Source organism: Leptolyngbya sp. CCY15150 (assembly GCF_016888135.1).
GTDB lineage: Bacteria > Cyanobacteriota > Cyanobacteriia > RECH01 > RECH01 > RECH01.
Window position 1 is genome coordinate 42,329 of the sequence record NZ_JACSWB010000135.1, and the last position, 12,778, is coordinate 55,106.

The 12,778-nt window shown below is 50.6% G+C and carries 12 protein-coding genes; 10 read left to right on the forward strand and 2 right to left on the reverse strand.

What is annotated here, in order from left to right:
- The first annotated feature begins 174 nt into the window (after window positions 1–174).
- The 5 genes from JUJ53_RS03850 (at window position 175) to cynS (ending at window position 5,255) form a co-directional block, all read left to right on the forward strand.
- Complete coding sequence (locus JUJ53_RS03850; protein ID WP_204150661.1) at window positions 175–960, forward strand: response regulator; 786 nt, start codon at window positions 175–177, stop codon at window positions 958–960.
- A gap of 462 nt (window positions 961–1,422) precedes the next feature.
- Window positions 1,423–2,997 carry a CmpA/NrtA family ABC transporter substrate-binding protein gene (locus JUJ53_RS03855; RefSeq protein WP_204150662.1) on the forward strand — a complete coding sequence of 525 codons (1,575 nt, stop codon included), beginning with the start codon at window positions 1,423–1,425 and terminating at the stop codon, window positions 2,995–2,997.
- 8 nt (window positions 2,998–3,005) lie between these two features.
- A complete protein-coding gene (gene ntrB / locus JUJ53_RS03860) occupies window positions 3,006–3,836 on the forward strand; it encodes a nitrate ABC transporter permease (protein ID WP_204150663.1) in 831 nt (276 codons plus the stop codon).
- Complete coding sequence (locus JUJ53_RS03865; RefSeq protein ID WP_204150709.1) at window positions 3,836–4,729, forward strand: ABC transporter ATP-binding protein; 894 nt, start codon at window positions 3,836–3,838, stop codon at window positions 4,727–4,729. The genes ntrB and JUJ53_RS03865 overlap by 1 nt, the downstream gene beginning before the upstream one ends.
- Before the next feature lie 76 nt (window positions 4,730–4,805).
- Window positions 4,806–5,255 (forward strand): cyanase, encoded by a 450-nt coding sequence (cynS, locus tag JUJ53_RS03870; protein ID WP_204150664.1) that lies wholly within the window; start codon window positions 4,806–4,808, stop codon window positions 5,253–5,255.
- Between the two features lie 479 nt (window positions 5,256–5,734).
- Here the strand turns inward: cynS and JUJ53_RS03875 are convergent, their stop codons facing one another.
- A complete protein-coding gene (locus JUJ53_RS03875; protein WP_204150665.1) occupies window positions 5,735–6,586 on the reverse strand; it encodes a hypothetical protein in 852 nt (283 codons plus the stop codon).
- 607 nt (window positions 6,587–7,193) lie between these two features.
- Between JUJ53_RS03875 and JUJ53_RS03880 the strand changes: the two genes are divergently transcribed.
- A complete protein-coding gene (locus JUJ53_RS03880) occupies window positions 7,194–7,511 on the forward strand; it encodes a hypothetical protein (protein WP_204150666.1) in 318 nt (105 codons plus the stop codon).
- Window positions 7,512–7,669: 158 nt separating this feature from the next.
- Window positions 7,670–7,846 carry a hypothetical protein gene (locus tag JUJ53_RS03885; RefSeq protein WP_204150667.1) on the forward strand — a complete coding sequence of 59 codons (177 nt, stop codon included), beginning with the start codon at window positions 7,670–7,672 and terminating at the stop codon, window positions 7,844–7,846.
- A 333-nt stretch (window positions 7,847–8,179) separates the two neighbouring features.
- On the opposite strand, the gene JUJ53_RS03890 is transcribed toward JUJ53_RS03885, so the two are convergent.
- Window positions 8,180–10,177 carry a type I secretion C-terminal target domain-containing protein gene (locus tag JUJ53_RS03890; RefSeq protein WP_239124754.1) on the reverse strand — a complete coding sequence of 666 codons (1,998 nt, stop codon included), beginning with the start codon at window positions 10,175–10,177 and terminating at the stop codon, window positions 8,180–8,182.
- A 459-nt stretch (window positions 10,178–10,636) separates the two neighbouring features.
- Here JUJ53_RS03890 and JUJ53_RS03895 point away from each other — a divergent pair, with 459 nt between their 5' ends.
- Genes JUJ53_RS03895 through JUJ53_RS03905 form a run of 3 tightly spaced genes read left to right on the forward strand, consistent with a single transcriptional unit; the run spans window position 10,637 to window position 12,735 of the window.
- Window positions 10,637–11,083, forward strand: coding sequence for a MarR family transcriptional regulator (locus JUJ53_RS03895; protein WP_204150669.1), 447 nt, complete (start codon window positions 10,637–10,639; stop codon window positions 11,081–11,083).
- A 55-nt stretch (window positions 11,084–11,138) separates the two neighbouring features.
- Window positions 11,139–11,942, forward strand: a complete 804-nt coding sequence (locus JUJ53_RS03900) for an ATP-binding cassette domain-containing protein (RefSeq protein WP_204150670.1) — start codon at window positions 11,139–11,141, stop codon at window positions 11,940–11,942.
- The gene (locus JUJ53_RS03905; RefSeq protein ID WP_204150671.1) at window positions 11,899–12,735 is read left to right on the forward strand and encodes an ABC transporter permease; all 837 of its coding nucleotides are present in this window, start codon (window positions 11,899–11,901) and stop codon (window positions 12,733–12,735) included. Before JUJ53_RS03900 ends, JUJ53_RS03905 begins: the two co-directional genes overlap by 44 nt.
- Window positions 12,736–12,778 lie beyond the last annotated feature (43 nt).

Here is a 12,778-nt window from a genome sequence, read left to right on the forward strand (position 1 = left end):
TCAAGTGGTGGACATCTAATCAGGAGACATTTACAGCGTTGCTGAAGGAAGCTATGACATCGGAATGGGAGCAAGACGCTCGCGGTTCGTTCCCGCAAGTCCTATCGCGATTCAGCAACTCTGACGTTGACTAAGCAGTAGACATGAATCCGCAACGATGCAACAGCGATCGCCATGAAAAAAATCCTAGTTATTGAAGATGAAGTGCAAACCCGCGATATTTTTTCGCGTTGTCTACACTTTGAAGGATTTTTTGTCTTAACGGCCGCAAGCGGTAGCGCTGGAGTTGACCTAGCCCAGCAGCATCTCCCTGACCTGATTGTCTGCGACATTATGATGCCCGATATGGACGGCTATCAAGTGTTGTCTACCCTCCATCAAACCCCCGAAACAGCCGCTATTCCCTTTATTTTTCTCACGGCCAAGGTTACGATGGCTGATCTACGCCAAGGGATGGAGCTAGGAGCTGATGATTATTTGACGAAGCCCTGTACCGTGGAGCAACTGCTGGCAGCGATCGCCACGCGCCTAGAGCGCCAGGATAGGCTCAAACGTTGGTATGCTGCAGAAGCTCAACCTCACGACCATGACCCGGCCACAAGCGCAAACTCTATTTTTCCTGAGCATCCCACCCTCAATCCAGTTTTTCGCTTCATTGAAGCCCATTACAATCAACCCATCCGGCTGACCGATGTTGCCCAAGCCGTCGGCTATTCTCCAGCCTATCTCACCAATCTGGTGCAAACTCAGACCGGGCGAACCGTCAAACGATGGATCATTGAGCGACGCATGACCCAAGCGCGCTATCTGCTAGCCACCACCAACCAAACCGTAAACTCTATTGCAGAACAGGTTGGCTATGCCGATGCTAGCTATTTTGTGCGCCAGTTCCGTCAAGTCCACCACACATCTCCCCAAACTTGGCGAAAAACCGATCAGGCTCAAGCAGCGGTTTCTTAGCTAGGTGACTCAACCTATAGGTTGAGTCACATCATAGGCGATCTACCTCAGAGATCAGTTTCGCTGATCTCTTTTCTCCGTGGCTCATCCCTCTTTTGTCACTTTGGCAGATCTAACGAGAACATCAGATTTTGACCTCTTTTTTCCGAGAGTGTTCAAAGAGGGATGAGATGAAGACTTGAAACAGCCAGTCTCTTTCTAGAGATTTGCCTAGGTTTCTGTATCATTGAATTCATTTTCTAGCCTTTATGTCTATTTGTGAGCATATAGTGACGTATAGACTGTGAAATCAGGGATCCGTCGCATCATAGCTACCGTTACCGAAAGAAAGTCCTATGTTTGCGAAAGAAGTTTCAATGCTCTCTCCTATCAGGCTTGATAAGTTAACCCCATGAGTTTTAAGCTGCACTGCAGCACAGGAATGCGAGTCCAATCCACGCATTGAGTCAGGTGAGTTTTGCTATGACAGTTTCCACAAGAGCGTCTGAGTCCATCGACGCCCGGTGCTATTGCGGTGGTAATCATTTGCCACAGGATCACTGGGAGTTTTTGGAAAGTATGCCAAATAATCCAGCCGACTGGGTAAGCGATCTGGTGAAGATGGGGGTCTATACGTCTGACTCCCTTGATCTAGCCAAAACTCTTACCCAGGTTGATATGCGAGAAGCGCTATTGCTGAAAAATATCAGCGGAGGCAATCCGGCACGGGAACAGTTTTGTCGTGATTTGATTAAAGAGGCTGGTGGCCTGGATCAAGCCATGGCGGCGGCTTTTGGCGTTAATGCCGTTGAGTTTTTTGGCAATACCATCCGCAATGGTGATTTTAGCCGTCGTGAATTCCTAAAGCGGGTAGCTGTTGCTGGGGCATTGGTTGCTATGGCAAGCTGCTCTCAAGATGCTAGCCAATCTGGAGGAGCAGATCCTGCAGCCGAAGCTGAGGCTCCCAGCAATCTCGAAAAGACGGACTTACAGATTGGATTTATTCCCATCACTTGCGCGACGCCCATTGTGATGTCTGAGCCGCTTGGCTTTTATGAAAAGTATGGGCTTAACGTATCGGTGGTGAAGATGCCGAACTGGGCTGCTGTTCGTGACTCAGCTATCGCTGGCGAGCTAGATGCCTATCACATGTTATCTCCCATGCCCATTGCTATGACCCTCGGTCTTGGGTCAGCAACATTTCCGGTGAAGCTAGCCAGCATTGAAAACATTAATGGTCAGGCTATTACTGTAGCGATCAAACATCGAGATACGGTGAGGGGCCCAGCAGACTTCAAGGGCTTCCGCATTGGGGTACCATTCCCGTTCTCTATGCATAACCTCTTGCTCCGCTACTATCTAGCGACCGGTGGACTGAATCCTGATACAGATGTACAGATCTTCCCCGTGCCGCCGCCCGATAGCGTTGCTAAAATGACGGCTGATGAGCTAGATGCGATGCTTATGCCCGATCCCTTTAATCAACGGGCTGTATTTGAGGGCGTCGGATATATTCACATGCTCACAAAGGATCTGTGGGACGGTCATCCCTGCTGTGCTTTTGCGGCCAGCCAACCCTGGATTGACGAAAATCCGAATACCTTCCGGGCTGTTAATAAGGCGATCATTGATGCTGCTGGCTATGCCGACGATCCAGCTAATCGTAAAGATATCGCAGCAGCTCTGATCGATCGCCAATATCTAAACCAGCCGCTGCCTGTTGTTGAGGCCGTGCTCACGGGAGAATTTGAGGATGGGCTGGGGAATACTCTCAATGTTCCTGACCGCATTGGCTTTGATCCCTATCCTTGGAAGAGCTTTGCCAAATGGATTTCGTCTCAGATGGTGCGTTGGGATCTGATGTCGGCTGATGGCATTGACTATGACCAAATTGCTCAAGATATCTTCTTAACTGACCTGGCAGCAGAGTTGCAAACAGAGTTAGGACAGACACCTCCCAGTGAAGCGGAACGTTCTGAATCCCTGATGTTTGATTCCTTTGACCCCAGTGATCCAGCATCTTATGTGGCGACCCAGATTGAAGAGTTTGGCCAATAGGAGGCACCATGAACAATCCTGCATTACCAGCCGTGCGATCCAAAAAAGCGATCGCCCTTAGTATCAATCAACAGGCCTTTCTATTATTCCTACTCATCCTAGGTGTTCTCCTACTCTTTTGGGAAGTAGGCGCAAAGATGGGCTTGTTCTCCCAACTGATGCCATCTGCTAGCGAGACAATTAAGGAAACCTGGTGGTGGCTCTCTAAGCCATTTTTTGACTACGGGCCCAACGATAAAGGTATTGGCTGGCTCCTGCTCACCAGCCTGCGCCGTGTCTTGGTCGGGTTTGCTATTGGGTCAGCGATCGCTATCCCTCTGGGCATCCTCATTGGTTTATCTGAGGTTTTTGCTCGGGCCGTGGATCCCTTTGTTCAAATTCTGAAACCTGTATCTCCCCTAGCTTGGCTACCTTTGGGGCTAGGGTTGCTCAAAAATTCAGAAAGCACTGCTCTTTTTGTGATTGCAATTACCAGCATCTGGCCAACCTTAATTAATACTAAGTTTGGGGTCAGCCATGTAGATACATCATACCTTGATGTCACTCGCACGCTGGGAGCGTCCCGCTGGCGTACGCTAACAAAAGTTATCTTGCCTGCAGCAGCTCCCTATATTGTCTCAGGTTTACGAATTAGCATCGGTATTGCCTGGTTAGTGATTGTTGCGGCAGAAATTCTAGTGGGTGGTTCTGGGATTGGTTATTTCGTCTGGAATGAATGGAATAATCTCAAGATCACCAGTATTATTACCGCAATCCTGGTGATCGGTGGGGTGGGGTTAGTACTCGATCGCCTCTTTAGCTTCTTGCAAACCTGGGTTGCATTTGGACAACGAGTATGATGACCTCTTCCTACGCTTCTTCTATTAAACCTGCTGACATGTCTGCCAGTGCTCCTCTCTCAATTCAAGGCGTTTCCAAGATTTATCATGGTAAGCGCGACTGGTTTAGCCGCATGACGCGCAAGGCTACGTTAGACTACACAGCCCTAGAAGATATCAATCTAGATATTGAAGCCAATACGTTTGTATCGATTATTGGCCCCTCGGGTTGTGGTAAGTCTACCTTGCTGAACATCATTGCTGGTTTATCTCAACCAACAACGGGAGCCGTTTTGATTGACGGTGTTCCCATTACCGGCCCGGGCCCCGATCGCGGCGTTGTCTTTCAAAACTATGCCTTGATGCCTTGGATGACGGTAATGGATAATATCCGTTTCGCCATTGAAACGGTCAATCCTAAACTATCTGCTGCTCGTCAAAAGGCGATCGCTCACGACTATATTGAACTTGTGGGTCTAGTAGGGGCAGAAGACCGCCATCCCCATGAGCTATCCGGCGGCATGAAGCAACGGGTAGGTATTGCCCGGGCCTTAGCCATCGATCCACAAATTTTGCTGATGGATGAACCCTTTGGAGCTCTGGACGCTCTAACGCGGGGATTTTTGCAAGATGAAGTGGAACGTATCTGGGAACAGCAGAGAAAAACGGTGATCCTGATTACCCATAGTATTGAGGAAGCCCTGTTGCTTTCCGACAAAATTGTCATGATGACGCGGGGGCCTGAGGCAAAGATTGCCAAAATTTTGGATGTGCCGTTTCCCCGTCCCCGCCATCGCGAGTCGCTCGATCAGCAACCCGCCTACCATGACATCAAAGCAGAGATGGAACTTCATCTGTCTCAAGAAACCCGAGCTGTTGAAGAATCTCGGATTCGTAGGAGAGCGATCGCTTGATCCTAATGAATTCATTGATATTCAGCATGCTGTTGATTGTACCTATCGTTTATACCTAACAGGAAGGAAATGTTGTATGGCTACTGTAAATCTGCCTGAAATTACGAAGAAATTACTTGCAGCTAAGGATGCTGTTAGCGTTACCTTTGCAGAGTTAGAGCAAAAGCTAGGGCGTGATGAAGTCTGGATTGCATCGGTTATCTATCGTCAGGCTAGCGCATCTGAGGAGGAAGCCACCCAACTACTAGCGGCTCTGGGCCTAGGTGCAGAATTAGCATCAGAATTAACCGCCTGCCCCTTGAAAGGCTTAGGGCCAGTTGTCCCCACCGATCCCCTGATCTATCGGCTCTACGAAATTATGCAAGTCTATGGAATGCCGATTAAAGATGTGGTGCATGAGAAATTTGGGGACGGCATTATGAGCGCCATTGACTTCACCCTAGATGTGGAAAAAGAAGAGGATCCCAAAGGCGATCGCGTCAAGATCATCATGAATGGTAAGTTCTTGCCCTATAAGAAGTGGTAAGACCAACGCTCTAAACCTAGGGTGTGTAGATTATATCTTGGATAAGCTGCACACCCTAGCGCAGGACATATCGTCCTTAAGATGAGACTTGATATAACCATCTGTCATGGCTGATGATGGTGCATATCCCAGAGCGATTGCTCCCTTGAGATCTTTCAAGACGGCAGCGATCGCTCAACTCCTGCTCCCAGTCTAGGGGACGACAGAAAACTTATTCGGCATGTTTTAACCAGAATGGTCACTGCCATAGGTGGAGATACGTCATGATCTTATGTTCGCGGCCACATGATCTATTCCAATGATCGAACTCAAGAAGCTGAGAAACACCAGATGATAAAATCTCCCACACCCCGATCTGCAGCAAAGAACAGATTGATCAGTTGGATTCAGTATGTTGGTATGGTATTGGCTTTTATTGGAGCTTGGCAAGTGCTCTCTAGTAGTGCCTTCTTCCTGCGCCATCTGCTGTAAGGTAATGCTTATCTGCACTGAGCAGGATCGAAAAATACGCCTGTCTCCGGTTCGCTGGGTAAGATATATGCAGTTGCTTCAATGCCTTGAGCGATCGCTTCCAATCGCCGAGCGTCATCAACGGATAACGCTAGATCGTTCTGATCGGTAATCAAGAGTACTGAGCGCCGGTTGCCCTCCTTGGGCGGGCAAATTCTAGCCGTTAGCTGCCGCTCTAGAGCCATATCTTTAGGTGCATTTAGATCCTCTGGCACCGGTGAAGATGCTGTTACAACGTAGTAGCGGCGTTGGTTAAGAATTTGGTCAGTTGCCGTGGCAAAAGATGAGTTAGGATTTTGCTGGGCAACATTCTCGAAAGTACTGACAACAATTGTATCTGTCACCCGAGTTGCCTCATCCCGCACCTGTGCCATAAAGGCAGGATCTTTGATAACTTGTTCAGAAAATGCTGCTAACAAATCATCTCGAAATTCAGAGTCATCCTGAAAAGTAGTCACTAAGCCCTTAAAAACATTATCTAGAACTTGTTGTTCCATAGTTTCATAGGCTTGCTTGGTAACCTGACTTTGAATTCGATTGATCGTATCTTCTCCGGTTACTCTTGCCTCTAGCTGGCTATATAAACTCCATACGCCTACAAATGTTGCTAGCCCTGCGCTTCCCAAAATAGCCAACACCCCCTTAAAAAGTCGGCTTCTAGACTCACATACCATCTCCTCAATGGCTACTTTGCGGCGCAAGTCCTCGTTTTCTTTCGCTAGGTCATCAATGGCGAGCTGTTGCTTTAAAGACTCGTTTTCTTGAGTCAGTGTTTCAATTCTGGCTTTTAGCGAATCTACTGATTCATTATCTTGACTCATGGTTCACCATCCTGAACGCGATCGCTTGACTAAAGGCTGATCTCGGTCAAACAGCAAAAACAGGTTTGATAGATAGTCTGAAAAGCCTATCTCAACTTCTTACTCGAAGAGAAAAGATAGAGACTAATCGGTGTTTCAAGGTTGGGCTAGAGCTGGAAAATATCCTGAAGTTCCTTAACCGGATTGGATATAAGACGAAATTTTACAACCCAAGTCACCATCTTGAAAGAAGCAGATGGATAACATTCGCCTGTACTTAGATCTAGCTTGACCGATGTTACCTATATTTGGCAAGCGTAGAACATAATACTTAAAGAGCTCTGCGAAGCTGGCGACTAGACGCGGCTATACAGACTCAACCCATCTACGCGGGCTCAAAATCCCCCATGTCTGAATGTCCTAACCCACCTGACTTTCCCTGCAATCCGAGTTGGCGTTGCTGAACCGTAGGATAACTCCGTAAACGTTTGCAGGACGTTTCAGTGCTTCTAGGTTGAGGTTTATACCCTGATTCAGCAACACCTACAACTGGACTCAAGGATCTAGTCTCCTAGCCCATCTCTTGCTCTGACGGACTGCAAACAGATACAACCGTATCGTAAATCGCTTGTTCCAGTTCCTTAACCTTGATGTTGTTGTTCAACCAGTGCAGGGCAATCAGGTGGTAGGCAGTACCCGCAGTCGCGGCAGTCGAAGTTTAGATACGGTGATTCAACGGGTGGATAGCAGCATCGAAGCCTTGCGATCTGGGTCTGAAATCAGTATCACGGTCACCAACCGAGAAGATCGGCAGATCCATGTGGGTGTGTTAGCCATTGGTGGCACAGGAGCTATTACGGTCTTGCATCCAACTGATTGGGATGCTCCAGAATCAGCCTCATTGCTGGAGCCAGGGCGATCGCTCGTTGCACCTAAGCTAAGATAGATCCGAGACCCGAATCGGAATTACTGCGAAACGCCCAGCAATGAGTTCCATCTTTGCCTAAGTGGTTCAGGCTATGTAGAACTGCTGACGATTGCCAGTACAACACCTCTGCGGGATGTCCTGCGAGGCATTAACAAATTGCCGATGCCTCGCGTGCTGTGCGGGGAGAAGCCATTGGTCTAGGGGCAGAAGATGCCCTCTACGTAGTAGATGCGCTGCTGGGTGAGGCCGATCGCAGTACTCGCGGCGATATTGAGGTACGTAGCGACAGGCAAGCTATTGATGTCACCAAGATGGCGTCAATATCAACCATCATTCAGGTGGTGGAGGATTAACCATCTGACTCCACGGTAAGCGATCGCTTTTTCTTGTTTAGATAAGTGAGAGCGATCGCTGTTGAAGGATTAACGTTATCTTAGAGCATCAGGATTAATGCACTACCAGTTACTTCAACTGGATTTGGCAACACAGTCGTTTCAAAACTACTGCGGCTCAACGAGCAGGATTAACGACACGATCGTGGAATTGGCACAACATTGCATCCGAGTTTCTAGATGACTTATGGACGGATACCAAGTCCGGTTAGAGAGCTACATCTATCTAGGTACTGCCCTGAATACATAGCGCGTCTAACCGGGTTTGATAGAACTAGGATAAGAAGGCGATCGCTACAGGATAAAATTAGATGCCTGTAGGTCACCGGCATTGATGTTATCCAGCACGGCTAGCCGTTGGAAGCGAGGTGAACCAATGTCTCCATTCATGTCAACCTTGACCACCGTTCTTGATCCAGACTGCACCAGTTCCACATAGTCAGCAAAGGGAGTGTTGCTGCGGAACGAGTCACCGCTCACCAGCTTCGAGAGATCCATGACATCTTGGCTGGCATCAAAATCCGTGATGCGATCGCCCCTATCCATAGGTGCTCGGTAGATAAAGGTATTGCGACCTGAACCACCCGACATCACATCGCGGCCGGGGCCGCCGATCAGACGATCATTGCCGTCACCCCCGACCAGCCGATCATCGCCGGAGCCGCCAATCAGAACGTCATTGCCCGATCGCCCTCGAAGGACATCATTCCCTTTGCCGCCCACAAGGCGATCGCTGCCATTAGTGCCGACTAAGCTCTGGTCTGCGGTGCTGTGCAGGGCGGTGCGATCGCTCTCTTGTCCTGATTCGCTGTCTTGCACGAAGCCGAGACTGCGACCCGTGGGGCCCGCACCGCTGCCGATAGCAGGACTCGTGCGCAGTAGCGGGTAGTAATAAATGCCATTGGCATCTTGCTGAAGTCTACCTAACTTGGGATCGACTAAGTTAACGCTACTAGATACGTTCTCGCTGCTGTTTTGCTCCGGTGGCCATTGATAATTACCGCCGCGATCGCGGAGATTGCTGCTGCTATGCTGCTGAATATTCCAGGAATTTGGGCCATTATCAGCGGTGTTGTAATGGAAAATGGTGTTTCGGATCGACGCATTATCGCCGCCGGTGATGGCACCACCCACCCAGCCCGCACGGTTACGGGTAAAGGTACTGCCCACGATCGTTGTTGGGGCATTGCGCAGTAACAGCGCTCCCCCATTTTTACTGAAATCATCACCTAGGGTGCGATTCTGCGAGAAGGTGACGTTGGCGATGGTGGTAGGGGCATCCATGATCCATGCACCGCCGCCTTGGTTGCTGGCTATATTGTTGAGGAAAGAGGTGTTGCGTAGGGTAAAACCTTTATTGGGGCCGTTGGTGATATGCACCAATGCGCCGCCGTTGCCGTCACCGCCTCCAGGTAAGTTTAAGACCCTGTTGCCTTTGAAGACAGATGACTCTACAATGACGCGATCGTTCTGTCCGCTGTAGAGATAGGCGGCTCCCCCTTCTCCACGTCCTTTATTATTTTCAAATACATTACCCGTCAGACGGATAGTGCCACCGGCGCTATTGGCTGCACTGGCGCGATCGGTGTAGATTGCACCACCGTAGCCACGCAGGAATGGGTTGGCGTTACCGGTATCGTAGCGGCCGGCGGTGGTGTCGTTGCCGATGAAGCGAGAGTTTTCAACCGTGAGATTGCCATTCAGGCTGTTGATGGCACCGCCGTTGATGCCTTGGTTATTGATGAAGTCGCTGTTACGAACCGTGAATCGATTCGGGCCCCAGAAGGCGATCGCTCCTGCACCACGCTCATCATTAGCGCCCGTGCCGATATTGGCCCGGAATTTGCTGTTATTGACCGTGAGATTGCCTTCATAGGCGCTGAAAATTGCGCCGCCGCCTTTCTGGGCTTTGTTGCCGCTAAAGGATACGTTGCGTACGACGACGGAGGCTTGGTGTTCTGTACTAATCGCTCCACCGCGATCGCGGGTAAAGCCATTGGTTAGGTTCAACCGTTGAAAGGTCACCTGGGTTGGCGTTACGTGATTGGACTGCACCAAAAAGATGCGGTGTGCCCGATTGCCGCTAATCGTCAAGCCTCGGGCGTCACTGCCGTCGATGGTGATGTTTTTACCAGCGGCAATGGTGAGGGTATTGCGCAGGGTGATGGTTTGATTGGCGAGTCTTGAGGAAAACCGAATGGTGTCGCCAGATCTAGCCCTGGCGATCGCGTTGCGTAGAGATCCAGCCGTGGTGGTATCTGCGGCTCTGGTGACGATAAAGGTTGTTGGCATAATGATGAAGGTCAGAAATGGTGGATCAAAACAACTGGATGCGGTCAGGTATGTAGACCATGAGGACGTTATGGGGGCAACTTGTCTAGGGACGGGCAAGGCCATGCCTAAGTTTCCATAGAGATCTGGCGATCGCTTTCCCGCTCTTGTCTATTAGGTGTTCTGATATTTGGCTTGGCAACCGGAGAAATGATGGCGTTTTGTGAAAAAAACCTAGATTTTTCAGTAATTTTCCGGATAGATTAGATGCGTGATCAAGCCCGATCGGGTAGTATCACCGTCTAAATCTCATAACCGCGCTGTGTGTCGTAGCTGCCGATAGCGATCGCCTTCCCCTAATGCGTTCTACTTGATCGCTCTTCCTCATGGTTCCCCGTTTGCCCCCAGGTTGCACAGCGGGGGAACTTCTCCTACACTAATAGTTAGCTTTACTAATTGTTTGCTTAGCAATCTAACCAGATGCCCACCCAAACCATGACCCCAGACCAATGTGCCGTAGACGTGCTCACCGTCATACCGGTGGTTACGCGATGGTTGCGGGCCGAGATGCGGCATCAGGGGCAGCCCCATCTGTCCCTCTCCCAACTGCGGGTGCTCCACTTTCTCCACCGCCGTCCCCAGTCCTCCCTATCGGAACTAGCAGACTACCTAGACGTGACCCGGCCCACCATGTCGGTGATGGTCGATCGCCTGGTGCAGCGGGGCTGGGTGCATCGCCAAGACGACGTCCGGGAGCGTCGGCGCATTGCCCTGACGCTGACGGAGGCCGGCACCGCCCAGCTTGAGCAGGTCTATGGCGCAACCCTCACCCAGATCTCCCAGCGCCTCCAGTCTCTCTCCACCGATCAATGTCAGCAGGTGGTGGCGGGGCTATCGGTTTTGTCCAGCGTGTTTGCAGAATCCTAGGTCGTGCTTGCCCACGCTCTAGGTGTCAATCATTTTTCAGGAGGACAGGTCAACCATGTCGATTGTGGCCATCCACGAATTAACCAAACAGTTTGGCTCCCACCGGGCGGTGGATCAGTTGAGCCTATCCGTTGAACCGGGAGAAATTTTCGGACTGCTGGGCCCCAACGGGGCCGGGAAAAGTACTCTGGTCAAGGTGTTAACCACCCTGCTATCTCCCACCTCCGGCCAGGCTTTGGTAGCAGGCTATGATATCCGTCGCCAAACCGTGGCCGTGCAGCGCACCATTGGCTATGTGCCCCAATCCTTATCCGTGGATGGTACTCTGACGGGCTACGAAAATATGCTGATTATCTCCAAGCTCTACGGCGTGCCCCGGCGGCAGCGACTGGAGCGGATTCGTCTGGCACTGCACTATGTTGGTCTCGATAGCGTCGCCCATCGGTTGGTCAATACCTATTCTGGCGGTATGATCCGACGGCTGGAAATTGCCCAGGCTACCCTACACCATCCAGCGATCTTATTTTTAGATGAACCCACGGTCGGTCTAGATCCGGTGGCTCGGAAATCCATGTGGGATCTGATTCTTCAGTTGCGCCACGATCACAACACCACGGTTTTTCTCACCACCCATTTTATGGACGAGGCCGATGAACTCTGCGATCGCCTCGCCATTCTGTACCACGGGCAGCAGGTGGCGATCGGCACTCCGGCTCAGCTTAAGGCCAGCGTACCCATGCCCAACGCTACTTTAGATGACGTTTTTATCCACTACACCCAAGACCACTGTACTACTGACGAGGAGAGCAGCTACCATGACACATCCGCAACCCGTCGAACTGCACGGCGGCTTAGCTAATCAACGGCTGTCTGGCTTTAGCGTCCAGGAATTTATCGCTAAGACGTTAGTGGCAGCGGAGCTAGATATTCGCAAACTGCGCCATGATCCATTCCAGTTGCTGATGCGGGCGGTGCAGCCTGTTATGTGGCTGATTATTTTTGGGCAGGTGTTTACCGAAGTGCGCGGCATTTCAACTGGCGATCTACCTTATCTAGACTTTATGACGCCGGGTATTTTGGCCCAGAGTGTTTTATTTCTATCGGTTTTTACCGGCCTGTTAGTAATCTGGGAAAAAGATCTGGGGATTTTACATAAGCTGATGGTCAGTCCGGCCCCGAAGTCGGCCTTGGTGTTGGGGAAGGCGATCGGGGTGGGGGTGCGGTGTCTCTCTCAGGTGATTGTTATCTATGGGGTATCGATACTGTTGGGGGTGAATCTTAACTGGCATCCCGTTGCCTTACTCGGCGTGGCGAGCATTGTCATGCTGGGTGCGGCTTCCTTTTCGACGTTGTCGCTGATGGTGGCCTGCTGGGCCCAAACCCATGAACGGGTGGTGGGAGCTGGGCAATTGATGACCATGCCGCTGTTTTTTGCCAGCAATGCCATTTATCCGATCTCGATTATGCCGCCGTGGCTACAGATGCTGTCGCGGATTAACCCGCTGACCTATATGGTCGATGCCCTGCGTAGCTTGATGCTGGTGTCTCAGGTGGCGGAGTATGGGCTATGGCTCGATTTTGCCATCTTGATCGGACTCACCGCCATCCTCACAGCGGCCTGCGGTCGGCTCTATCCTCGCTTGGTACAGTAGGCGATCGCCCCTCCCTAATATACCAACGCTCAGATTGCCCTCA

Bases quoted from the DNA above. Each gene is read 5' to 3' on its own strand.
- JUJ53_RS03875 (WP_204150665.1), bottom strand. From the start codon at position 6,586: ATGAGTCAAGATAATGAATCAGTAGATTCGCTAAAAGCCAGAATTGAA.
- JUJ53_RS03865 (WP_204150709.1), top strand. From the start codon at position 3,836: ATGACCTCTTCCTACGCTTCTTCTATTAAACCTGCTGACATGTCTGCC.
- JUJ53_RS03855 (WP_204150662.1), top strand. From the start codon at position 1,423: ATGACAGTTTCCACAAGAGCGTCTGAGTCCATCGACGCCCGGTGCTAT.
- JUJ53_RS03900 (WP_204150670.1), top strand. From the start codon at position 11,139: ATGTCGATTGTGGCCATCCACGAATTAACCAAACAGTTTGGCTCCCAC.
- ntrB (WP_204150663.1), top strand. From the start codon at position 3,006: ATGAACAATCCTGCATTACCAGCCGTGCGATCCAAAAAAGCGATCGCC.
- cynS (WP_204150664.1), top strand. From the start codon at position 4,806: ATGGCTACTGTAAATCTGCCTGAAATTACGAAGAAATTACTTGCAGCT.
- JUJ53_RS03895 (WP_204150669.1), top strand. From the start codon at position 10,637: ATGCCCACCCAAACCATGACCCCAGACCAATGTGCCGTAGACGTGCTC.
- JUJ53_RS03905 (WP_204150671.1), top strand. From the start codon at position 11,899: ATGACACATCCGCAACCCGTCGAACTGCACGGCGGCTTAGCTAATCAA.
- JUJ53_RS03890 (WP_239124754.1), bottom strand. From the start codon at position 10,177: ATGCCAACAACCTTTATCGTCACCAGAGCCGCAGATACCACCACGGCT.
- JUJ53_RS03850 (WP_204150661.1), top strand. From the start codon at position 175: ATGAAAAAAATCCTAGTTATTGAAGATGAAGTGCAAACCCGCGATATT.